General features: G+C 48.9%; 23 protein-coding genes. 8 read left to right on the plus strand and 15 right to left on the minus strand.

From position 1 onward, the window contains the following. Nucleotide 1: 1 nt before the first annotated feature. The 6 genes from aroE to F3H97_RS11515 form a co-directional block, all read right to left on the minus strand. Nucleotides 2-787, minus strand: coding sequence for a shikimate dehydrogenase (aroE, locus tag F3H97_RS11490; protein ID WP_196431456.1), 786 nt, complete (start codon nt 785-787; stop codon nt 2-4). Continuing rightward, the gene (gene yqeH / locus F3H97_RS11495) at nt 784-1,896 is read right to left on the minus strand and encodes a ribosome biogenesis GTPase YqeH (protein ID WP_015880995.1); all 1,113 of its coding nucleotides are present in this window, start codon (nt 1,894-1,896) and stop codon (nt 784-786) included. The genes aroE and yqeH overlap by 4 nt, the downstream gene beginning before the upstream one ends. 133 nt (nt 1,897-2,029) lie before the next feature. Next, nucleotides 2,030-2,656 carry a YqeG family HAD IIIA-type phosphatase gene (locus F3H97_RS11500; protein WP_015880994.1) on the minus strand — a complete coding sequence of 209 codons (627 nt, stop codon included), beginning with the start codon at nt 2,654-2,656 and terminating at the stop codon, nt 2,030-2,032. A gap of 125 nt (nt 2,657-2,781) precedes the next feature. Then, nucleotides 2,782-3,561, minus strand: a complete 780-nt coding sequence (locus F3H97_RS11505) for a phosphatidylserine decarboxylase (protein ID WP_196431457.1) — start codon at nt 3,559-3,561, stop codon at nt 2,782-2,784. Then, a complete protein-coding gene (locus F3H97_RS11510) occupies nt 3,558-3,980 on the minus strand; it encodes a thioredoxin family protein (RefSeq protein WP_159561902.1) in 423 nt (140 codons plus the stop codon). The genes F3H97_RS11505 and F3H97_RS11510 overlap by 4 nt, the downstream gene beginning before the upstream one ends. A gap of 74 nt (nt 3,981-4,054) precedes the next feature. Further along, on the minus strand, nt 4,055-4,249 hold the full coding sequence (locus tag F3H97_RS11515; RefSeq protein WP_015880991.1) for a YjzD family protein: 195 nt from the start codon (nt 4,247-4,249) through the stop codon (nt 4,055-4,057). Between the two features lie 162 nt (nt 4,250-4,411). Between F3H97_RS11515 and F3H97_RS11520 the strand changes: the two genes are divergently transcribed. Next, the gene (locus F3H97_RS11520) at nt 4,412-5,224 is read left to right on the plus strand and encodes a Cof-type HAD-IIB family hydrolase (protein WP_196431458.1); all 813 of its coding nucleotides are present in this window, start codon (nt 4,412-4,414) and stop codon (nt 5,222-5,224) included. Between the two features lie 49 nt (nt 5,225-5,273). Here F3H97_RS11520 and F3H97_RS11525 read toward each other — a convergent pair whose 3' ends face one another. The 8 genes from F3H97_RS11525 to F3H97_RS11560 form a co-directional block, all read right to left on the minus strand. Beyond that, a complete protein-coding gene (locus tag F3H97_RS11525) occupies nt 5,274-6,122 on the minus strand; it encodes a YitT family protein (protein WP_031421243.1) in 849 nt (282 codons plus the stop codon). 146 nt (nt 6,123-6,268) lie between these two features. Beyond that, the gene (locus F3H97_RS11530) at nt 6,269-8,566 is read right to left on the minus strand and encodes a glycoside hydrolase family 65 protein (RefSeq protein ID WP_196431459.1); all 2,298 of its coding nucleotides are present in this window, start codon (nt 8,564-8,566) and stop codon (nt 6,269-6,271) included. Nucleotides 8,567-8,774: 208 nt separating this feature from the next. Next, nucleotides 8,775-9,194, minus strand: coding sequence for a YflT domain-containing protein (locus F3H97_RS11535; RefSeq protein ID WP_196431460.1), 420 nt, complete (start codon nt 9,192-9,194; stop codon nt 8,775-8,777). A gap of 115 nt (nt 9,195-9,309) precedes the next feature. Next, nucleotides 9,310-10,368 carry a LacI family DNA-binding transcriptional regulator gene (locus F3H97_RS11540; protein WP_015880986.1) on the minus strand — a complete coding sequence of 353 codons (1,059 nt, stop codon included), beginning with the start codon at nt 10,366-10,368 and terminating at the stop codon, nt 9,310-9,312. Between the two features lie 55 nt (nt 10,369-10,423). Beyond that, nucleotides 10,424-11,926, minus strand: a complete 1,503-nt coding sequence (locus F3H97_RS11545) for an alpha-amylase family glycosyl hydrolase (protein ID WP_196431461.1) — start codon at nt 11,924-11,926, stop codon at nt 10,424-10,426. Between the two features lie 23 nt (nt 11,927-11,949). After that, nucleotides 11,950-12,783, minus strand: coding sequence for a sugar ABC transporter permease (locus F3H97_RS11550; protein ID WP_074037639.1), 834 nt, complete (start codon nt 12,781-12,783; stop codon nt 11,950-11,952). 1 nt (nt 12,784) lies between these two features. Continuing rightward, nucleotides 12,785-14,137 carry a sugar ABC transporter permease gene (locus F3H97_RS11555; protein WP_196431462.1) on the minus strand — a complete coding sequence of 451 codons (1,353 nt, stop codon included), beginning with the start codon at nt 14,135-14,137 and terminating at the stop codon, nt 12,785-12,787. Between the two features lie 105 nt (nt 14,138-14,242). Next, entirely contained in the window at nt 14,243-15,508 is a 1,266-nt protein-coding gene (locus tag F3H97_RS11560; RefSeq protein WP_074037640.1) for an extracellular solute-binding protein, read from the minus strand. Between the two features lie 370 nt (nt 15,509-15,878). Here F3H97_RS11560 and F3H97_RS11565 point away from each other — a divergent pair, with 370 nt between their 5' ends. After that, a complete protein-coding gene (locus F3H97_RS11565; protein WP_196431463.1) occupies nt 15,879-17,663 on the plus strand; it encodes a glycoside hydrolase family 13 protein in 1,785 nt (594 codons plus the stop codon). A 159-nt stretch (nt 17,664-17,822) separates the two neighbouring features. Further along, the gene (locus F3H97_RS11570) at nt 17,823-19,181 is read left to right on the plus strand and encodes an MATE family efflux transporter (RefSeq protein WP_196431464.1); all 1,359 of its coding nucleotides are present in this window, start codon (nt 17,823-17,825) and stop codon (nt 19,179-19,181) included. Between the two features lie 23 nt (nt 19,182-19,204). Here F3H97_RS11570 and F3H97_RS11575 read toward each other — a convergent pair whose 3' ends face one another. Further along, entirely contained in the window at nt 19,205-19,939 is a 735-nt protein-coding gene (locus tag F3H97_RS11575) for an enoyl-CoA hydratase/isomerase family protein (RefSeq protein ID WP_074037644.1), read from the minus strand. 150 nt (nt 19,940-20,089) lie between these two features. On the opposite strand from F3H97_RS11575, the gene ybaK reads away from it, so the two are divergent. From ybaK to F3H97_RS11600, 5 genes are all read left to right on the plus strand, one after another. Further along, complete coding sequence (ybaK, locus tag F3H97_RS11580; protein ID WP_196431465.1) at nt 20,090-20,554, plus strand: Cys-tRNA(Pro) deacylase; 465 nt, start codon at nt 20,090-20,092, stop codon at nt 20,552-20,554. A gap of 19 nt (nt 20,555-20,573) precedes the next feature. Beyond that, nucleotides 20,574-21,272, plus strand: coding sequence for a CDP-diacylglycerol--serine O-phosphatidyltransferase (gene pssA / locus F3H97_RS11585; RefSeq protein WP_031421233.1), 699 nt, complete (start codon nt 20,574-20,576; stop codon nt 21,270-21,272). Between the two features lie 89 nt (nt 21,273-21,361). After that, nucleotides 21,362-22,111, plus strand: a complete 750-nt coding sequence (locus tag F3H97_RS11590; RefSeq protein ID WP_196431466.1) for a carotenoid biosynthesis protein — start codon at nt 21,362-21,364, stop codon at nt 22,109-22,111. Next, the gene (locus tag F3H97_RS11595) at nt 22,077-22,775 is read left to right on the plus strand and encodes a lysophospholipid acyltransferase family protein (RefSeq protein WP_196431467.1); all 699 of its coding nucleotides are present in this window, start codon (nt 22,077-22,079) and stop codon (nt 22,773-22,775) included. The genes F3H97_RS11590 and F3H97_RS11595 overlap by 35 nt, the downstream gene beginning before the upstream one ends. Then, nucleotides 22,772-23,839 (plus strand): glycosyltransferase family 2 protein, encoded by a 1,068-nt coding sequence (locus F3H97_RS11600; RefSeq protein ID WP_196431468.1) that lies wholly within the window; start codon nt 22,772-22,774, stop codon nt 23,837-23,839. Before F3H97_RS11595 ends, F3H97_RS11600 begins: the two co-directional genes overlap by 4 nt. Nucleotides 23,840-23,843: the final 4 nt, after the last annotated feature.

Genomic DNA, 23,843 nt, shown 5'->3' on the forward strand with positions numbered 1-23,843 from the left:
ATTATTCCTCCAATAATCCTTCGATTAACTTTTTTCCAATGGTTTCGTCCGGTTTCACGCCCGTCCATTTCTCGAACGAGAGCGCGCCCTGCCCGACGAACATGGCTACACCTGTCACAACTTTGGCTCCGCGACGTTTCGCTTCTTGAAGCATCGGGGTGACAAGTGGACGATATATGATATCACAAACGACCGTGTTTTGTCGTAATCCTTCTAATGAAAGTGGTGTCAATCTCTCGTCCATCCCGACAGAAGTGGTCTGAATGATGACATCATATCGAGAGACGTCCATCTCATCGAACGTCGTGTAGACGACTCCGAACGTGTCGGCGAGCGCTTTTGCCCGTTCCACAGTTCGATTGACAATCGTCACGTCACGCGTCGGGAGAGCTTGGACAATCCCCCGAGCCGCTCCTCCGGCACCGACAATCAGGACACGCCCTGTAAAGTCTGTGTATGGCATCAGCGCTTGGACAAGACCTGCCCCGTCCGTATTCGTCCCGATAAGTCGCCCGTCTCGTTTATACACCGTATTGACGGCTCCAGCATGTTTCGCCGCTTCGTCAAGGTCATCGAGATACCGAACGACCACCTCTTTATAAGGAATCGTGACATTGAATCCATCCCAGTCCCCTTCTCGCATTGCCGCAAATAAGGCTGGGAGTTGATCTGGTGTGGCATCGATGGCCTCATAACGCCCGAAAAGCCCAGACGCCCTCAACCACTGCTCGTGCAGTTGGGGAGAGAGCGAATGAGCAATCGGGTGACCGATGACGGCCAGATTCATACGAGCGCCTCGCGAAGTGTGACTGCGACGCCTTTTGGAGCCCATGCTGCGATACGGCCACCTTTTCCGTGAATCGCGACCCAACCGAGACCACTGAACACGATATCCGTTTTCACGCCGTCCCGTAAGCTGAACTCATGACGGACGAGTGGCGGTAAGATTTCGAGTGTCTTCTCATTCGGCGGGTTGAGCATCTTCCCAATATGTTGGTCATAGAGCTCATCGGCACGTTCGAGTTTCGTACGGTGTGCTTTCAATTCATTCGACATATAAATGACGAACGATCGCTTATTTCCTTCAAGATAATCTAAACGTGCCAATCCGCCGAAATAGAGCGTCTGTTGCGGATTCAACTGGAACACGTGCGGTTTGATTTCTTTCTTCGGTGTGATCGTCTTCAAATCTTTCGCATCGACATAGTGTGCCATTTGATGACGGTTGATGATTCCTGGTGTGTCGTACAAGTTCGCATCATCGTCGAGCGGAATATCGATCAAGTCAAGCGTCGTTCCCGGGAAATGACTGACGGTGATGATGGCTTCATCCTCTTCACCGAAACGTTTGATCACCTGGTTGATGAGTGTCGACTTCCCGACATTCGTACAACCGACGACAAAGACGTCTTTGCCTTTGCGGTAGTACTCAATCTTTTCAGCGAGTTCATCGATGCCATGTCCTTTTTTCGCACTGATCAAATGAACGTCGATTGGGTTCAAGCCGAGTTCTTTTGCCTCTGCCTTCATCCAGTTCGCCATCCGGTTCGGGTTGACCGACTTCGGTAACAAGTCGACCTTGTTTCCGACTAACAGTACCGGGTTCGACCCGACTGAGCGTTGAAGACCCGGAAGCCAACTGCCATTGAAGTCGAAAATGTCGACGATTTTGATGACGAGTGCTTCTTTTGAACTGATACCATTCAAGATGCGCAAGAAGTCATCATCTGATAACTCCACATCTTGAACTTGGTTATAGTGCTTCAATTTGAAGCAACGTTGGCAAATGACAATCTCACGGTCAAGTGCCGATTTCGGTGCATAGCCGACCCCGTTCGGATCTTCCGTTTGGATGGCTACGCCGCACCCAGCGCAATATCGTTTTGTTTCTTCCATAGTTATACTTACTGCCGTTCAGGTTTCCCCTTCTTCATTCACCGTAGCACCTCGCTGCTACTCCTGAAGCGTTAATTCCGACGCCTTGCTCGCCGTACATGGGCAGCCTCCTTCTTCCTGTGCGTTCGAGGTCTTATTCATCTTTTTTATGTGAATCTTCGGAACGTGGATGCATGGCCTCACCGATTTTTTCAGCGACCGCGACTTTTGCCCGTTGTGCGTCAACGGCAAGTTCTTCCACTTTTTTCGTGATCAATACATACTTCCCACGACGCTTCATATGTGCGAAGACCACTTTTTCGAGCATCCGGTTAAATTTCGTGACGAGTCCGTCCGTTTTAACGACCGGTTGCACATGAATGACATGAATGCCTGCCATGTTTGCCCCGAGAACGTCTGTGAACAGCTGGTCCCCTAAGAAGATGGCTTCCTTCGGCGAGTACCCATATTTCGAGAGTGCCGCTTTAAATCCAGATGGTAATGGTTTTCTAGCACGAGCGACATAATGAAGGCCGAGCGGCTCCGTAAATGTTCGTACACGATTCTCGTTATTATTTGATACGACAATCACATCGAAACCGTATGATTTCACTTTTTCAAGCCACATCAATAAAAGCTCTGGCGCATGTGGGACGTCCCACGCCACGAGTGTATTATCAAGGTCCGTCAAAATGACGCGCACCCCACGGTCTTTCAATTCTTGTAGGTCGATGTCAAACACAGACGCGACGAACTGTTTCGGATAAAGTCGATTAAACACGTAAAATTCCTCCAATTAGCTAAACGATTCAACTACTTATACAAGTATTGATATCCCTTCTATGGTAAACGAAAACCGACCAAACGACTAGTCTATCGTTCGGTCGGAAGAAAATTGACACAAAATTAGTTAGATTTGATTGTCCCGATGACTTCACCGAGTCGAACCGGACCGATCTTTTCACGGTCCATTTGAATCGTATCCTTCTCAAAACAAAGAACGACGGTCGAACCGAACGAGAAGTATCCCACCTCTTCTCCTTTGCCCGCCTGGTCTCCTTCGAGCGTCCACTCAATCGTGTTGACGTTCAAGGCACCGACCATGATATGTTCGTACGTTCCGGCTGGGCTGTCAAAGCGCGTCACGCGACGGTAGTTGCGTGAGAGCGGTCGAACCGTCTCCGTCAATCCGATTTCATTCACCGGTGCCGAACGGTCCCCGAGCTCATATTGACTGAGCACACGACCAGAGAGCGGTGTGTGGACGCGGTGATAATCGCGCGGACTGAGGTAGAGAACGACGACCGTCCCCCCTGCATAACGTCTTGCTTCTTGTTGAGAACCGAGTAACTCCGCAAGCGTATACGACTGACCTTTCACCTCGAAACGACTGTCTTCTGAAATCGATTCGATGACCGATAACTTGCCATCACACGGTGATACGAGGGTATCGGACGACTCATCAATCGTACGTGCTCCCGTCTTCAAGTGACGGGTAAAGAACGCATGCAATGATGGATAGGCAGCAAGCGGTTGCTCTGCCTCTTCTACCGCAATGTCATATACTTTTGCAAACGATGGAATCAAGTGACGACTCACATCTGATTCTGCGAAACGCTTGAGGCGTGTGGCGATCCAAGGCGAGGCGTTCAGCTCAAATAACGTTTGGTAGAAACGACGCTTCATTCCTCTTTGGCCTCCTCATTTTTAAAGAACGTCTCGTATTGTTGTTCAGAGACGGCTCCTTCAATTCGACCGACCTCTTTTCCATCTTCAAATCGGATGATAGTCGGCGTACCTTCAATCCCATACGTCGTCCATACGTTATGGTCAGACAAGTTGATCGAGACCGCATCATATTCTTCGATAAGGGGTTCGACATAAGGCTTCACTTGCTCACAGTATTCGCAGCCCGTTTGCCAGAAGTAAGCGACGACTTCACCATCTTGGTCTAATTGTTGTTGCAATTCATCTGCTGTGACGGCGTTGACACCATCGTCAGTATTGTTTCCATTTAAAAAGTACAACAAACCGATTCCGATGACGATAATCGCACCGATAATGGCGAACGTGATAAAATTCGCGCGTTTTTCAGGGTTTTTCATATGTGTGATCCTCCTCTATGTTGAATAAAGAAAAAAGACTGACTCATGCACGAGTCAGTTTGATTGTAGACGGCTTACTTCTCTTGTGCAACGTCGCTGATTCCCATGTCTTGATTCAAGACATCGAGAATTGCAACGAAGATTGTGATGGCCACGCCAAATCCTGTCGCGAGCATCGCGTTGAACTCTACACCATCAACGGCAGAAATGATAAATACCGCTGTATTTGAGAGCACAATCGCCCAGATCAATGTCACTAAATAACGCATTGAACGTCCCCTCCATCTCACAGATGATTCGTAAAAATTCATACGACATTAGTATAGCATTGTTCGAATAGAATATGCGACTTCGATTGTATATTCTTTCCGTCAAATCGAAAAATGTGATACGGTCGTAGAAACATCATTGTGAAGAAAAGAGGATGACTGATGTCACATTATTTAATCGCAGTCGATTTAGATGGAACGTTATTAAGAGATGATAAAACAATCAGCGAACGAAACCTTCGCGCACTTCTAGCGGCGCGTGAAGCTGGTCATGAAGTCATGATTGCCACAGGGCGTCCAAAGCGCCATTCGATCATGTACTATGAGCAAATGGGATTGACGACACCACTCGTCAACTTCAACGGTGCGCTCGTACATCACCCGAAAGATGCGAGCTACGCGGTGACACACCGACCGATTCCGCTCAAGACCGCCCATGACATCATTGAAGAAGTATCGGATACGAAGGCACACAATATCGTCGTCGAAGTGACGGACCACGTGTACTTCCAAAAAGACCCGCAAGAGTTCTATAGTCCGTATGCAGAACGTGCGCTCAGCGTTACATCAGGTAACTTGTTGACGCATTTGCAGGACGAGCCGACGTCCTTATTGATTCATGCGACAAAAGATCACGTCGCGCACGTCCGCTCCCAACTCGATGACATTCATGCGGAGGCGGTATTGAACCGTCAGTGGCGTATGCCCGAACATATGATTGAAGTCATGAGCAAAAACACATCGAAGGCACTTGGGCTTCAAGAGGTCTCGAAGCATTTGAACATCGACCGGAAGCACATTATCGCGTTCGGTGACGAAGAGAACGATCTCGAGATGCTCGACTATGTCGGTACCGGTGTAGCGATGGGGAACGCCATCGACCAATTGAAGAATGTAGCCAACGAAGTGACGGCTTCAAATATGGATGACGGGATTGCCCTCTTCTTAGAAGAGCGACTTGGCATCAAGGTATAATGAAAGCACCGACTTAGAAAAGTCGGTGCTTTTTATGATTTATTCATGTTTAGCGACGGAACGTCCCTTCGACGTCCTCTGTCGGTAAAATATTGATCCAAACCGATGGGTCTGCATCTTTACAGATGCGCGTAATCTCACGCACCTCGTGTCGTTGCGCGACCATCATGAGCGTCGCTTTCTCGACTTTCGAGTATGTTCCGATTGCCGGCATGAGCGTGATCCCGCGGAATACGTGTTGATGTAGTTCCTTTGTCACCTCGTCCGGGTGATTCGTCACGATGAAGAGGGTTTGACGCTGTGTATTCGTGTAAATCTCATCGATGACTTTTGACGTCACATACAAGAAGACGATCGTATAGAGCGCTGTCGGCCATCCGAACAAGGCACCTGCTGCGAGGGCAATCATCATGTTCATCAAGAAGAGATAGACCCCAACCGAGTTGTTCGTAAACTTCGCGAGAATCAGCGCGACGATGTCAAAGCCACCCGTCGAGGCTCCATACCGAATCGTGATACCCGAGCCGATTGCCAAGAGCACACCGCCAAATACGGCGTTCAAAAGTGGATCGTCCGAGAGAAGCTGCGATTGCGGAAGCAAACGAATGAACAACGTGACCGAGGCGACACTGACCAGCGTATGGATCATCATGTTCCGCCCGAGCATAAAATAACTGACGACGAGCAGTGGTGCGTTCAGAATAAAGAACCAGAGTCCTTCCCCTAATTCAAGCGGTGTACCCTCTAACAATTTCGTCAAGATTTGGGCAAGACCCGTAAATCCTGTCGAATAGACGCCAGCTGGAATTAAAAATAATGTCATGGATAAGGCAACGAACAATCCTCCGATGATCGAGACAACCCCGATTCGTGTATGTTCTTTAACGGCTTCCGTCAAGCTTCAACTCCCCTTTCTCAAAATAGCTAAGAATCAAGATAACATAGATTATTCATGCTGCATACAGCAAATATGCAGGAAATCCGATAAGTTTTTCACACAAAAACAAGCCGACCGAGGTCGGCTTGTTCGTACGGAACGATTGGTCACGCTTTCACTGTTTCAATTGTAATCGATTCGTTTGCAGGAACCGTTACCGCATTTCCATATACATGGATTGTCACATCTGTACCACCTGTTTGCTTGATCGTCACTTGTTCACGTGATGATGTGACCGTCAAGTGATGACCACGCCAGAGCATGTTGAACGAGTAACCGTTCCAATCTTTCGGAATCATCGGGCTAAACGAGAGGTTATCCTCTTGAATGCGCATTCCAGCGAATCCATGAACGATGGACATCCACGAACCGACCATCGACGTGATGTGCAATCCGTCTTCCGTGTCATTGTTATAGTTGTCGAGGTCAAGGCGCGCCGAACGTTGGTACAACTCGACCGCTTTGTCTTCATAACCGACTTCTGCCGCAATGATCGAGTAGACACATGGTGACAAGCTCGATTCATGAACCGTGCGTGGCTCGTAGAAGTCAAAGTTTGCACGTTTCTGTTCGACCGTGAAGCGGTCACCGAACGTATAGAGTCCTTGGAGGACATCAGCTTGTTTGATAAAGTTCGAGCGAAGGATGCGATCCCATGACCAGTTTTGGTTGAGTGGAAGATGTTTCGGATCGAGGTCTTTCACCAAAATCTGCTCTTTATCCATGAATCCGTCCTGTTGCATGAAGACATCTGGAACGAGATCATCTTTTGGATAATACATCTTCGTTTGGATGTCCGCCCACTTCGCAAGTTCAGCGTCCGTGATGCCGAGTGTCGACACGAGCTCTTCGAGACGTGCAGGTTCCGCTTCTTTCAAGTAGTTGTACACTTCCTGCGTGTATTCGAGCGTCCATGCGGCGATCAAGTTCGTATACCAGTTGTTGTTGACGTTGTTGTCATATTCGTTTGGACCTGTGACGCCTAGGATCATATACACGTCTTTGTGCGGGACAAAGTTGACGCGGCTAGCCCAGTAACGCGAGATCTCGACCAATACTTCCAATCCGTATTGTCCAAGGTACGACTTGTCGCCTGTGAAGTTCGTATAGTTGAAGATAGCATGGGCAATCGCACCGTTACGGTGAATCTCTTCATGCGTGATTTCCCACTCGTTGTGGCACTCTTCCCCATTCATCGTGACCATCGGATAAAGCGCGCCTTCCATACCGACATTCTTCACAGCATTCTCTTTTGCCTGTGGCAGTTGATTGTGACGGTATTTGAGCAAGTTCCATGAGACTTCTGGTTTGGCTGTCGCCAAATAGAAGTGCAGGCAGTAGGCTTCAGTATCCCAATACGTCGCACCGCCGTACTTCTCACCTGTGAATCCTTTTGGACCGATGTTAAGACGTGAATCTTCACCTGTATATGTTTGATACATGTTGAAAATGTTGAAACGGATTCCTTGTTGTGCCTCGATGTCTCCATCGATACGAACATCCGCATCTTCCCAGCGTGCGAGCCATGCTTCCGTCTGTTCAGCGAGAAGTGTCTCAAATCCTTTTTCAAACGCCGCTTCGACACGTGTCATCCCTGCTGACTGCAATGCTTCAACCTCGTGGTCGCGGTTCGTGACGACCGACACATACTTGTAGGCTGTCGCTGTCTCACCGGCCGTTACGTTGACCGTGAATTTGTTGGCAACAAACAAATCTGTCGCTTCAAGCACTTCACAACGAGCGCCTTCGACGTCCGCGATCATCGATGCCGTGACATGCCAGTCGAGTTTCTTCGTCTTCGTCGTAACGAAAGCGAAACGCTCTTCCACACCACGGTCGACCGGAAGCCAGAACTTCTCATCGTAGTTCGAGTCTTCATTGACGACATCGCCATCTAAATATGGAGTGAACTCAATTTTTGCTTCGTAGTTGACTGGTGTGACGTTGTAACGGATTGCCAAGACTTCTTTATCCACGATCGAGAAGAAGCGGATGACTTCCACTTTCGTCTCTTCTGTCCCGTTCATCAAGGTGAACGTCCGTGTGAGGACACCACGCTGCATGTCGAGCTCGCGAGTGAAATCTTTCACTTCCCATTTTGCCAAGTCGACCGGTGTACCATTGATGACCACGCGGAGACCGATGACGTTTGTCGCATTCAACACTTTGGCAAAGTATTCAGGGTATCCGTTCTTCCACCAACCGACACGTGTTTTGTCCGGGTAGTAGACGCCCGCCACGTAGAATCCTTGGTGCGTATCATTCGAGTAATCTTCCTCAAAGTTTCCTCGCATCCCCATATGCCCGTTCCCGAGCGATGTGATGGATTCTGCAAGACGGTTCTCTTTCGGGTGAAGACCTTCCTCTGTTACTTTCCATTCATCGACTGCAAACAATCGTTTCATCTGTCTGCCACTCCTTTTTCTCTACAAGGCTACCTTCGACGGACAACTAGTTCATGCAACCGTTTGTCTATGAAAGCGCTGTATTTAATCTCACCTTTCATTTTACACAACTGAAACGAGAATGCAATCGTTTGCATAAAACTTTTTCTTTCTTTTTTTCATCACATTTTACAATCAAAAAAACCGCCTCTCATCGAGACGGTTTCAATCAATCTTTCTGTCCACTTTCCGGATCCTCACCAAACGCCGCATTCGCTTCGTGTCCCTCGAATACCGCACTTCGCCCATCATTGAATCCGGTATCGGGTTCGTCGATGACAAGTGCATATCCCCCTTGTTTGATTGAAGCATGCGCCTGTTCGATTTCGTCGTCCGCGATCCCTAAATCGATGAGCGCCTGTGTCGTATCCCGATCCTCGCTGCCCCCTCCGTTGAGGTTGTCTAACCAAGATGTGTCACCTTCTTCTACATTTAGGTTCGTCTCTCGTTTAAGAACGTGAACGGCTTCATCCCGCTCCGTTACGACAAATAGTTCCCCTTCATCGTAGCCATTTTCTTTCAGCTCATTAATTTTTGACAATAGGCTTTCTTTTGTGTCGAATGTCCCGACAAATCGTCTTTCGCTCATCTCTATCCATCCCTTCGATTTCGATTCCTTCGTGAAACTTGTTCCCTACTTCATGAGGCTTCAATCAAAAGGATATGCAAAAGACGACTCCGCTCTGGCGAAATCGTCTGGTCAATCAAGAATTCGATTCTAATGTTTCCGTCGCTTTACTCTTCTTCTGCCCACATGATTGGCGGACGACCAAATAATGTGGCACGATGACACGCTTCCCATAAGGTGGAGCATTATCACTGATTTGTTCGATCAAGCAATTCGTCGCCTCGAAACCGAGACCGAAGATGTTAATTTCGACCGACGTGAGCGGCGGGTTCGAGTGCTCCGCGATATAAACGTTATTGAAACTAACGACCGCGACGTCCTCTGGGATTTTGAGCCCCATCTCGCTTAACGTGCTGATGACACCGAGTGCCATCATATCATCACTGACAACGACAGCTGTCGGTGGTTCCTCGTTTTGCAACAACTCACGGACGGCCTTCGCGCCACCCTTTGTCATGAATTCGGCCCGGGCGATGTAATCTTCGCATACCGGGATGCCTGCTTCCATGAGGGCCGTCGCGTACCCGTTCCGACGATCTTGTGTTACGGCGAGTTTATCCGAGCCCCCGATGAAGGCGATGCGACGATGACCTAGGTTATAAAGGTGCTTCGTCACTTCACGACCAGCCAAATAGTTATCCGTATCTACGTAAGTGATAGAAGAAGCGTCCCCGAACGGCTTCCCGACCACGACGAACGGAAACTTCGTTTGACGTAAGTATTGGACGACTTGGTCGTCTTCACGTGAATAAAGAACGATGACACCGTCGACACGGCGTCCTTGTACCATCTCGATGACACCGGACAAAACTTCTTCTTCTGTCACGCCGGTCGTCATATAAAGCGAGTATCCATTCTGGTGCGCCTTCGTGCTAATTCCTCGTAGCACTTCCGGGAAGAACGGGTTTTGAAGCGTCTTTGTTGCCGCGCTCGGCATGACGAGACCAATCGACTGCGTCGAGCGGTTAGCGAGACTTCTCGCATGAATGTTCGGATGATACCCGAGCTCTTCCATGGAACTTCTGACCCGTTCTTTTGTCTTTTGACTGATTCTTGGGCTGTTGGCGATGACGCGAGAGACTGTCGACGGCGCGACGTTCGCGTGCTTCGCCACATCTTTGATTGTGATTTGCATGGTGTTCCCCCCTGCTTCCGTGAGTTCGATTCGTGCCTTGCGGCGTTTCATGTCTTTATTTGCGGCGCTTCCACATGACCAAACCAGTCAAGAAAATCGGAATCGTAACGACGAGCAAGCCCATCATCCACGGATTGACCGAAGATTCCTCAACGATGTAAGCGTTCGCACTTTCACCAGATAGTTCAATTGTAAACGTTCCGCGCTGATCTGTGACCAGTTGTGAGAATAAAAGACCACGAAGTCTCATATCTTCCCCGATTTCACTGACATCGATCTCAATCTCTCGATCGTCACGATTCATGTTGATTGCATAGAGCGCAACGTCATCTCCGTCTTTCCGTTCGAAAACAGCCATCCCATCTTCCGAGGCGATCATGCGTTGCTCTCCTGTCGCAAAGACCGGATACTCTTCCCGCATGCGGTTCATGGTCGCGACGTATTCATGCAACTCCTCATTTCCCGGGAATTCCGTCATGACACGGTTCGCCGGGTCGGCTCCACCGGTCTGCGCATTTTCTGTCCCTTGGAAGACGATCGGCATACCAGGTGACGCATAAAGCGCGAACAAACCGAGGCGTAAGCGTCGTTCCGCCGATTCCACACCACCGAGTTCTGCCATATGCATGAAGCGTTCGACATCGTGATTATCGAGGAATGTCGCCATCTGATTCGGGTCGTTGAAGAACGTTTCGGCATAGCTTGCGGCAACGTCAATCTCGTCGACGTTCGCTTGCTGTTGCGTCATCGTTTTCGACACACGGTCATAAAATGTAAAGTTTGTGATGCTGTTGAACCCGAGGTCGTCATATTGCGCGACGTATTGCGGGTCTGGATCGAACACTTCGGCAAGTAAGTAAAAGTCTGGGTCGACCGACCGCACACCTTCGACAAAGTCTTTCCAGAATGCTTTATCGACGTGACGAACCGTATCGAGGCGATAGCCGTCGATGTCCGTCTCTTCAATCCAGTACTTCGCCGCATCAATCAAATACGATTTGACTTCCGGATCCTCTGTTTTGAAGTCAGGTAAGTCGAACAACCAGTGCGTCTCGACTTGCTCCTGGTCTTTCCAAAATACAATCGGTAACTGTTCGTGGAACCATTCCGGCTTTTCTTCCACCCACGGGTGGTTCGGACCGACATGGTTGACGACGAAGTCGAGAATGACTTTCATATCTCGCTTGTGCGCTTCCTGAACGAGTTCCTGTAAATCCTCTTTCGTTCCAAACTGTGGATCGATGTTATAGAAATCTTTAATCCAATACCCATGATAGCCGTCCGGCATATTCTCAAAAACGGGCGTCAGCCAAATCGATGTGAAGCCGAGTGATTCGATATAATCGAGCTTCTCGATGATTCCACGGATATCACCACCGTGAAATGCTTTCGGATCATCTTTGTCCACCTGTTCATTGTTGTCCGGATTTCCGTCAACAAATCGGTCGACCATAATAAAATACATGCGTTCTTGTTCCCAAGTAGCGGCTTCCTTTGCTCCGACGACGGTCGGAAACAAAAGAAGCGACAGGAGCACGAGCACGACGCCTCGCCTCATATCGCTTCCTCCTTTTACGAGTATTATCCTTTCGTACCACCCGCTGTGAGGCCAGAAACGAAGTAGCGTTGGAACATGAAGAACAAGATGACGATTGGAAGGGCTGATAGAACTGCACCTGCCGCGAATAACGTGAAGTTATTATCGAACTGTTTCGAAATCATGTTGTAAAGACCAACTGCCAATGTTTGTTTCTCTGGTGAACGAAGGACGAGCGATGCCAAGATAAAGTCGTTGAATGGTCCCATGAAGTTAAAGAGAGCAATCGTTGCGACAATCGGCTTCGCGAGCGGCAAGATGATTTGCCAGAAGATTCGGAGGTGACCAGCACCATCCATGCGGGCTGCTTCGTCAAGTTCTTTCGGAATCGTGTCGAAGTACCCTTTCGCCAAGTACGTGTTCATCGGAATCGCACCACCCGCATAGAGCAAGATGAGCGCTGTATGTGTGTCAAGAAGGTTGAGCATGTTGAGCAACACATAAATCGCGATGATCGCAACGAACTGTGGCACCATTTGAAGGACGAGGAACAAGACGAGAGAGTTCTTCCGTCCGACGAAGCGGTAACGTGAGAAGACGTATCCGGTAATCGTCACCAAGACGACTGAGAGTGCCATCGTGATGAAAGCGATTTTCAACGTGTTCACATACCATAAACTATAATCCGAAATCGTTAGGTCAAACAAGTTTTTGTAGTGAATGAACGTAGGATTTGCTGGAATAATCGTTGACGTAATCGTACGCCCCGGGTTGAACGATGTGCCGACAACCCAAAGCATCGGATAGAGAATGATGATCGACGCAAGCGTCAAGATGACATACGAGATCGCCAAATTGATTCGTTTTTGTTTTTTCATATCAGATCATATCCTCGTCTTTGAAAGATTTTGTCCGACGGAACTGGATCACGGCAAGCGTCATGATGAAGAATGACAAGATGAGTGTAATCGCAGCCGCAAGTCCGTATTGCGGGTTGGCACCGAGAGACAATTTGTAAATCCAAGAAATTAAGATGTCGGTACCGCCGGCCGTTTGTCCAGGTACAGCAGGGCCACCGCCATTAAAGAGATAGATGATGTTGAAGTTGTTGAAGTTAAACGTGAACTGCGTGATCAAGATCGGTGCAGTTGCGAACAAGAGCATCGGCAATGTGATCAAGCGGAACTTATCAAAGATCGTCGCTCCGTCAATCGTCGCCGCTTCATACAAGTCACCAGGAATCGACTGAAGTACACCCGTCATGAGCGTCATGATGAACGGGAAGCCGAGCCACCATTGAATGAGAACGAGTGCCGTACGTGTTGCCGTCGGGTCGGTCATCCAGTTGATTGGGTCAAGACCGAGCGCCGGTAAGATTGTCGTATTGAACACCCCGAACGACTCGTTGAACATCGAGCGGAAGATTAAGATCGTGATGAATGCTGGGACCGCCCATGAAAGAATCAAGATTGAACGGAACAAACGACGGAAGCGAAGTCCTTCTTGGTTCAAGAGCACCGCAAGGAAGATTCCGATCGCGATGACACCTGTCGTTGAAGCGACCGTCCAGACAAGCGTCCAGCCGAGTACCCCGACGAACGTGTCACGGAAGATATCAATTTCAAAGATACGCGTGAAGTTCTCGAATCCGACCCATTCGACGAGCTTCGCTGGTGGTGCGTTGTTATAGCGATAGTTCGTGAAGGCGATCAAGAACGTGAAAATCAATGGAAGAATAACTGTAAACACTAACAAAATGAGTGATGGGATTAACATTAAGTATGGGAATCCATGGTCACGCAAGTTGCGAAGTTGCATTTGGAACGATGGAAGGTTTAGATGCTGATCACGAGCGCGACCGACACGATAGGCGTCACGAATGTTCCAAACATAGAACGCGATTCCGAAGAAAAGTAAAATTAACGCGACAATCCCCTCGACCATCAAGAAGATGGAGTGGTCGTTACGAGGTCCTGGCACTTCACCAAGCGTGATCAATCCCCAAAGTCCTCCACGGTCACCTGGTCCGGCGCCCGCCCCTTTGAAAAATAGATCATAGTTTACTGCAAAATAAGATACGACGACGATAAAGAACGCTACCGCCTTCGCGTATTGTTTGTTGTATAACTGTCCGAGTCCCGGAATGATGGAAAGTAGTCCCGCGTTCCGAGCATGGTTTGTAGGCTTGTCCGGGCGTTGGTCCGGTGATTTAGGGTTCGCAATTGCAGCCATCCTCAGTTTCTCCTTTCGATTTGAGCAAATCAATCAAGCAAACGTTTGCTCAATGCTAGAAAATGATGGGGAACGCCATGTGGCGTACCCCGTCATCTCAATTCCTTATTGGTTGTTCGCTTGGATTTGTTGTTCGATGACTTTCACTGCATCATCTGCAGATTTTTGTGCATCTTGTTTACCAGTTGCTACAAGCTGAAGCGCTTGAGCCATTGGCTCCCAAACTTGTCCCATTTCAGGAATGTTCGGCATTGGGATTGCGTTTGTTGCTTGGTCGAATACCGCTTTCGCAACTTCGTTCGACGTGATTGTCTCGTTCGACTCGAGTGCTGCTACTGGTGGGATCTCGTTGTATGCTTCAAACATTGCCAATGCGTTTTCTTCATTCGTCAACTCTTGAAGGAACATTTCAGCCCACTCTTGGTTTTCTGTGTAAGCTGAAAGGGCATATGTTTTCACACCCATGAACGTCTTGATTGGCTCACCGTTCGGAAGTGTCGGCATTGGAGCCGCTCCGAGGTTCACGCCTGCATCTGTGTAACCAGCTACAGCCCATGGTCCGTTCATGACTGAGTGAGCTTTCTTCTCAGTGAAGAGTTGGTCCATCGCTTGGCCGCCAGACTCTCCGATCAATCCTTTAGGGAAGAGGCCTTCTTCGTACCATTTACCGATGTATTCAAATCCTTCAACTGCGCCTTCGTTGTTCAAACCGATATCCGCTGGGTCGAGTGCGCCACCGTCTTCTTTGAACACGTATCCGCCGAATCCAGCGACAACACCGTGTGCGAAGTAGAAGTTATCCCAAAGTGCAAGGAATCCGTACTCGCCGTCAGCTTTTACATCGTTTGACAACTTGTAAAGGTCGTCCATAGATGCTGGAGCTTCAGCCATCAAGTCTTTGTTATACATGAGAACTGGTGTCTCAACTGATTTTGGATATCCGTAAGCTTGTCCATCGAACATGACAGCTGATTTCGCAGCGTCTGTGAACGCGTCAAGCGATCCTTCGTCAGCGATTGGAGCCAAATGACCTTGGTCTGCGATTGTACCAATCTGGTCGTGTGGTACGAGCACGATGTCTGGACCTTTTCCAGCTGGACCGTCAAGCGCGAGCTTGTCTTTTTGGTCTGTCATCTGTACTTCGACAACTTCAACTTTTACGCCATGCTCTTCTTCGAACGCCTTCGCAACTTCTTTCGTTGTTTCAGACTTTTCGATGTCTTCCCAGATGACGATCTTTTCAGGTTTGTTCTCGCTTGAAGAACCACCTTCGTTAGAAGATCCGTTGTCCGTTCCGCCACCACATGCAGCAAGTGCACCGAATGCGAATACTGCTGTTGAAAGTCCTGCTACCATTTTTTTCATCTTCATGATGAAAAACCTCCCCAAGGAAATAGTATGGTCAGATTTGCGCAATCGCACGACCACGTCAATTTTAAAACTCCGCTACGAAATTGACACGGTAGTGAAAACGTTTGCATCCTCACCTCAATTTTTATTATACAGTTGTGAAAGCGTTTTACAAGTCTTTTTTTACACTTTTTTTACGTCTGTTGACCCATTTATGTAATTTTCAAATGTTTGTTCTCAATTCTTCACTTTTTATGCGTTTCAGCAATTGACAAAATGTAAACGCTTTATTAACCTTTGCTTGAGCAAACGTTTTCGCAACATCTGTTCTCTTTGATTCTCGATGTTGTAAAATGATGTCATCCCCTATAAAGAAAGGAATGTTTTCCTTATGATGAAAGAAGCGATTTATCATCGTGCCATGTCCCCGTTCGTCTACAAATATGATCGCGAGACAATCCACATTCGTTTCCATACGAAGCGAGGCGATATCGAATCGGTCGATTTGATTTGGAACGACCCTTATGATTGGCATGCTGAAGACCCAGCCATGTGGAACTTCGATCCGGATAAGCCGAGCTACTGGCGTACATACGAGACTCCAATGGAGAAAATCGGGTTTGACGACGCCTACGACTATTGGTTCATCTCCATCAAACCGCCGTTCCGACGTCTACGTTACGGCTTCCGTTTGAATGATGGACAAGAGACGGCCGTTTATACCGAAAAAGGATGGTTCGAAGAGAAGCCGCTCGATGATACGGGTTACTACTTCTGTGTCCCATTCATCAACCCAATCGATATCTTCCATGCGCCTTCTTGGGTGAAGGATACGGTCTGGTATCAAATCTTCCCGGACCGTTTCGCAAATGGCGATGCTTCGCTCGATCCTGAAGAGACGCTCCCATGGAACTCGACAGAGCCGACGACGACAAACTTTTTCGGTGGCGACTTCCAAGGAGTGATCGACCATATCGATCATTTAGTCGAACTCGGGATCACCGGCATCTACTTCTGCCCGATCTTTAAAGCGACGACAAACCATAAGTACGATACGCTCGACTACATGGAAATCGATCCACAGTTCGGGACGAAAGAGAAATTTAAAGAGATGGTCGACCTCTTGCACGAGAACGGCATCAAAGTCATGCTCGACGCAGTCTTCAATCATGTCGGATATCATCACCCATGGTTCCAAGACGTCGTCGAAAACGGTCCGTCCTCTGAGTACCGTGATTGGTTCTACCTTCGCGATTTCCCGGTTGTCACAGAACCGAAGCCGAACTATGATACGTTCGCATTTGAAAAGAACATGCCGAAAATCAATACAGAACATCCCGAATTAAAAGCTTACTTATTAGATGTCGCCCGTTACTGGGTCGAAGAATTCGGCATTGACGGATGGCGTCTTGACGTTGCCAACGAAGTCGATCATGCATTCTGGCGTGACTTCCGTAAGGCCGTCAAAAATGCGAACCCGGAAGCTTATATTCTCGGAGAGATTTGGCACGATTCACAACCTTGGCTACAAGGCGACCAGTTCGATGCCGTCATGAACTATCCGTTCACGAACGCGAGCTTGAACTATTTCGCACTCGACCGGACGACCGCTTCTGAGTTCCGCAATGAATTGACGCGTGTCGAGATGATGAACACGATGAACGTCAACGAAGTCACGTTCAACTTGATTGATTCGCATGACACCCCCCGCGCGTTGACACGAGCGAAAGGACATAAAGGCAAGTTCAAACTCTTGATGACTTCAATGCTGACTTATACGGGTAGCCCATGTATTTATTACGGGGACGAAATCGGACTCGAAGGCGAACAAGATCCAGGTTGCCGTCGCTGTATGCCGTGGGATGAAGCCGAAGAAGACCGTAATCTCTTCCGCTACATCCAAAAGCTCATCCAGCTTCGTAAGGAACACCCTGCGCTCGCCAATGCCGGCTCATATCGCTTCAACCTGGTCGACGATGCGAACAATGCAGTCATCATCGAGCGGTGTACGAAAGATGAGACATACTTGGTTTACTTCAACAACTCAGACTCTGCTTCGAAACTGAATCCGCTCGGTTATACAGGAGCCGCCACGGACCTCTTGCATGACCGTGACCTCGACTCACTCGAAATCGAACTCGCTCCATTCAGTGCTGCTATTCTGAAATTGAAATAAATTCGAAAATCACCTGATTCCTTCGGGTGATTTTTTTGTTGAAAATAATTTAGCAAACCCCTTTCTTTTTCATTTCATAAGGAGTAAGATGACCTTTGACATTTTTATAAAACAAATAGTTAATAGAAAGAATTATAGAGAAAAGGGAGAATACACTACATGCAGACGAAACAAACGGAACAGCTGACCCTGTTCAAACTGTCGTGGCCGATTTTCATCGAACTTGCCCTCCACATGGGAACCGGGATTATCGCCACATTGATGCTCGCTCACTACTCAGACGCTGCTGCTTCGGCCGTCGGGGTTGCCAACCAAATCTTAAACGTGTTCTTGATTGTCTTTAGTGTGACGTCTGTCGGGGCGACCATTTTGATCGGTCAGGCCATCGGGGCACAGCGCATGAAGAAGAGTCGCGACTTCGCCCGCTCCGCCGTCAGTTTGAACATGTGGCTCGGTGCAATCATGGTCGTCGTCATCTTCTTGTTCGGTGAAACGTTCTTACGCTTGTTCGGGCTATCGGACGAACTGTTTGCGCACGGGCTGTTGTTCCTGCAAATCGTCGGCTTGTCGTTATTCACCGAAGCACTGATCATGGCGCTCAGTTCGATCCTCCGGAGTCACGGTATGACCAAACACGCCATGCTCGCGACGCTTCTGATTGATATCATCACCGCCGTCGGTGCCATCTTTGCCGTTACCGGCTGGTTTGGACTTCCGGTCACAGGTGTTGCCGGCGTCGCCTGGGCCATCGTGATCGCACGATTCGCCGCTATGGTTCTCTTGTTCTGGCTCGTCAAACGGAAGCTCATGATCCGCTTCCCGTTAAAAGAAGTGATTCGTCCGAAGAAAGACGACATCCAGTCACTCCTTCAGATTGGAGTCCCTTCTGCCGGAGAGAATTTATCGTATCAGGCATCCCAAATTATCATCACTGGATTTATTGCGACGATGGGGGAAGCCTCTCTCGCCGCTCGCGTGTACGTGATGAACTTGTCAATGCTTGCCTTCTTGTTCACCGTCGCCGTCGCGCAAGGAACCCAGCTTTTGATTGCACGGGATATTGGGGGGAAACGGTTTAAAGAAGCCTATCATCGTGCCGTCAAGACATTGAAGATTGCCATGTTCGCATCGTTCGTCGCCTCTCTCGGTTTAGCGGTGTTCAGCGAATCGCTACTCGGTCTCTTCACATCAAACCCAGACATCATCGCGGTCGGTGTGCCAATCTTATGGGCGACGCTCATTTTAGAGCCGGGTCGCGCCATGAACATCGTCTTGATGGGGTCATTGAAGTCTGTCGGGGACGTCCGCTTCCCGGTCATGATCGGAATTGCCTCGATGTGGGGCGTCGCCGTGGCGTTCAGCTACTTGTTCGGTCTTCAAATGGGACTCGGCATCCTTGGGATTTGGCTCGCCTTCTCCCTCGATGAGTGGTTCCGCGGATTCTTCGCGTTCCGTCGTTGGAAATACGGGACATGGCAACAAAAAGGCTTCCAGTTCGAAGCAAAATCAACCACGTAAAAAAGCGGCCGCAGCCGCTTTTTTCATTTCATCAAGAATGCCTGCATCGCTTGGCGGTGCACGTCCGTGTCCCCACACTTCCGTTGCCATTTGATTTCTTCATTCAATCCGTCCTCAAATGAAGCGGCTCGCATGAGCGCCTTCATCCCTTGAACAGCGACCGGTGATTTTCTAGCGAGTGTCTCCGCATATGAAGTCAATCGCTCCGTATACATCGCATCTTCCACGAGCTCAGTGACGAGCCCGAATGTACGCGCGGCATCCGAGTCAATCGTACTGCCACTCCAGAGCCAATCTAATGCGAGGTCGTCGCGCATGAGTCGACGTAAGTGATATGGGCCGCCCGCATCCGCGACCAACCCGATTTTAATGAACGCCGAGCTGAACTTCGTCGACTTGGCGACGATTCGAACGTCTGCCGCGAGTGCCAAACTGAGTCCTGCTCCAGCCACGACACCGTGGATCCCTGCGATGAGTGGTTTCTGACATGAGAAAAGCGTACGTACGAGTGGATGATACACGTCTTCTAAATATTCCCCATAGTCCGCATCGCTCTCGATCGTTAAATCTTGTCCGGATGAGAACGCTCGTCCCTCTCCGACAAGGACGATGACACGAACCGCGTCGTCCTGTTCAAATGTGTCGATTGCCGTTTTCATTTCACGAAGCAACGTCTCGTTCAAGGCGTTTAGCTTTTCAGGTCGGTTCAGTTTCAACCACCCTACTCCATTGTGTGTCGTCAATTGAATCGTCTCCATTTTCATTCCCCCTTCAAAATGAATCACTGTTCATTTCTTCGTCATTCCTTCAAACTCCTTCCTTTACTGAAAAGTTTTTTGAAGTTCAATTGCCGGGAAGTTGGTTGATTTGCTATTCTAAAAGGAGTCGGTCACGAAAGGATGAGTCAGATGCAACTGACAAACGCCGCTCGGCAACTGAAACAGAAGAAGATTCCGTTCACCTATCATACGTATGAAGTTGATGACACCGATGTCTCAGCTAAACATGTGGCGATGACATTGAATAAACCGCTCGACGAACTGTATAAAACGATTTGTCTCATGAACGAGAAAAAGCAATATGCCTTCTTTCTCATCTCTGGAGAGCGTGACATCGATTTAAAAGCAGCCGCAAAAGCTTGGGGGGCGAAGAAAGCATCGCCCATCCCGATGAAAGAGCTCGAGACATTGACCGGTTATATTCGAGGGGGAGTCTCTCCGATTGGGGCGAAGAAGCCGTTCCCTGTCTATCTGCACGAAGCAGCTCAAGACAGAGAGACGATCACCATTTCTGCCGGAAAACGCGGCTATCAAATCGAATTAACACCTGAAGATTTACTGCAATTTACAAATGGGCACTGGTTCAGCCAATGACCTTACTGGGGGCAAAATTATGTGGAAAGAACGTATCCGTTCGTGGGTCCCAAACTCCTTTACGTTCGGAAATTTATTTTGTGGTGTCGTCGCCATCGTCTACGCCGCACGTGGTGACTTCTCAAACGCCACACTGTTAATCATCATCGCGATGATGCTCGACAGTTTAGACGGGCGCCTCGCCCGTATGCTCGGGGTCGCTGGCGATTTTGGAAAAGAATTGGACTCACTCGCTGACATCGTAACGTTCGGGGTCGCACCGGCGATGCTCGCTTATTACACCTTCTTTATTGATTACGGCAATTATGGATTGTTTTTTGCGGCACTTTTCCCGCTATTCGGCGCCTATCGTCTGGCTCGCTTCAATTTATCAGCGACAAACGTTGCAGCGAGTTACTTCTCTGGTGTCCCGATCACGGCCGCCGGGGGACTTCTCGCTGTCATCACAACGTTCGGTGATCGCGTCAGTGAACTGTTGACACCGATTTTCTTCACAGGGCTCGCCTTGTTAATGGTCAGCCGTGTTCGCATCCCGAGTTTTAAAGATGTACCATTGCCACGTCACTCGTTCATCATTACCATCAGTCTCGTCTATGTGACGTATATGATGTTCGCCCGTTGGAAAGAATGGCCGACATTTTGGTTCATCGCCGTCCCATTCTATGTCTTATTCATCGCCTTCTCGTTCGTGAAAAGACGAAAACGGATGGCCAATTGAGAGTCTCGTTCAGCGAGGCTCTTTTTTGTACATGCATTTGTTAGACGAAGACTTCAATGAGCTTTAGAATAAAAAGTAGAGGTGATGGAATGAAAGTGTATCCGTTTATTTGGAAATGGTTTATTGTTTGGTATTTCATTGGGTTGATTTTAGTTGGATTCGACCTGCTTCCACCTTGGCTCGAGTGGGCAAACCCCGTCTTTTTATGGCTAGCCGGGGCGATAGGTGGAACGATTCTTTATCAAGGGATTCGACAAGGAGCTTGGATTGTTCCGTTTATTTTCTTCGGTTCAATCGCTGTGGAGACACTCGGCGTGAAGACGGGATTCCCGTTCAGTGAGTACGTTTATGCTGAAGCGTTCGGTCCGACAGTTTTTGGAGTTCCTGTCACAATCGGTGCTGCATGGCTTGCCGTGATTGGCTCTAGTTTTGCCGTGGCCCGTCTCTTCCCATTCCGCCACAATATTTTATGGCTCGTCCCGATTCTCGCCGTATGGCTCGATATGGCAATCGATCCCGTAGCGGCAAACGTGAAAGGCTACTGGGAATGGGCGAATGACGGCTTATACTATGATATCCCGACACAAAACTTTATCGGTTGGTTCGGGTTATCCCTTATTTTCTCATGGTTGTTACAGCGTCACGAACGCGCTGTTGATTCCTTGTTCATCCGGCACGGCGTCTATTTGTTCGTCATGCTTCACGCACTCTTCGGTGTCACGGCTGTCAATGCAGGTCTCTATGGCATCGGGCTCCTCAGCATCCTCACATCCGGAGTGATTCTACTTGAAAGGAGAGGTCGCGATGATCGAGTCACACAAAAAGAAATGGTTCAATAACCTGTTCTCGACGTTCGTGCGGGAACGTCAAATACGTCCCACCTTCCATAACATTTATATTCGAACGGACGACGTTCCGACCCCCGGATTATTTTTAAGTACACATAGCGCGTGGTGGGACGGTCTCATCATGTATATGATCAATGAACATTTTTTACGACACGATATTCACGTGTTGATGGACGAGGATGGACTACGTCGCTTCCCGTTCTTTCGACACCTCGGTGCCTTCTCGGTGAAAAAAGGAAGTCTCTCCGATGTACGGACCTCACTGGCTTATGCGAATGAATTGCTCGCGTCCGGGAAATCCGTCTGGATGTTCCCTCAAGGACAAGAGATGCCACAGGAACTTCGACCTGTCGAAATCGAGTCTGGCGCAACGTTGTTACTGAACGACCGCCCCGTCCAATTATGCGCCATGTACTATTCGTTTGAGAACCATGCGGAACCCCTTGTATATGTCCGCTTTCGAACAGTAGTCGTGACATCGATGACACGACGAGCTCAGAAGCAGGAAATCGCGCAAGCACTCGAGGCGCTCTATGACGACGTGCGACAAGACGCCATCATTCGGTCTGATGCCTATGTGCCGCTCTTTCGACCACGTCGTAATCTTGCCGAATGGACAGAAACGATGTTCCGACTTGGGAGGGGACGTTCATGATCTTATGGCTGCTCACCCTCTCGATGTTTATCTTTACCCTAATCAATCTTTCGTTCTTGAGACCGCTCGCCGACCCAGGACGCACACCGGCGACAGCCGTCTGCATCCCGATGCGCAATGAGTCGCGTCACGTTGAACGACTGATTTCGAACTTAAAGCAGGCGATACCGGAAGGGACTCATGTCTATATCTACGAGGACCGCTCTGAAGATGATACATATGAAAAATTGAATCATGCAATTGGGAGCGATACCCGTTTTACCGTCATCCAAGGTGTTCCTTTGCCCCATGACTGGGCCGGGAAAGTTCATGCTTGTCATCAACTAGCATCACGCACGACTGAACCGTATCTTCTCTTTTTAGATGCGGACGTCACGATCGATCCGAGTTTTATCGCCCGCATGCATGCCACGCTCGCTCGAGAGCAGGCCGTCTTTTTATCAGGTTTCCCTCAATTTCCGACGTCCACATTTCTCGGGAAATTGTTGATTCCGATGCAACACGTGCTCATCGCCCAACATCTGCCTTTGTTTTGGCGTAAAGTGAAACACCCCGCATTTGCCGCGGCGAATGGCATGAACGTACTCGTCGAGCGGAACAGCTACGAGGAAGTTGGCGGACATGCTGCTATTCGAACGTCGTTGATTGATGATATCGATTTATGTCGAACGTTCAAACGTCATCAAAAAGTCACGTCACTCGTTCAAGTCTCCCCGTTCATCTCCTGCGACATGTATGAAACGAATGAAGAAGTGTGGACCGGGTTTTCAAAGAACGTATTCAAGGGAATGAATGAATCAGTAGGACTCGCCTTGTACTTCATGACATATTACGGCATCCAGTTGACGGCTATGCTCGCTTGGATCTTTTCACCGAGTTGGCAGACGATTAGCGCAGCGATTTTCGTGCTCCTCGCGCGTCTCGCTGTCGATCTGAAATCAAACGGGTCCGGTACATGGTACCATCCACTCAGTTTAATCGCTTACTTGACCTTACTCGGGAATGCCGTCATTCGTAAATGGAGACGGTTGCCCATCACGTGGAAAGGTCGTCACTATTCCTAAGCAG

It is taken from the genome of Exiguobacterium sp. SRB7LM, assembly GCF_015712685.1.
Classification (GTDB): Bacteria; Bacillota; Bacilli; order Exiguobacteriales; family Exiguobacteriaceae; genus Exiguobacterium; species Exiguobacterium profundum.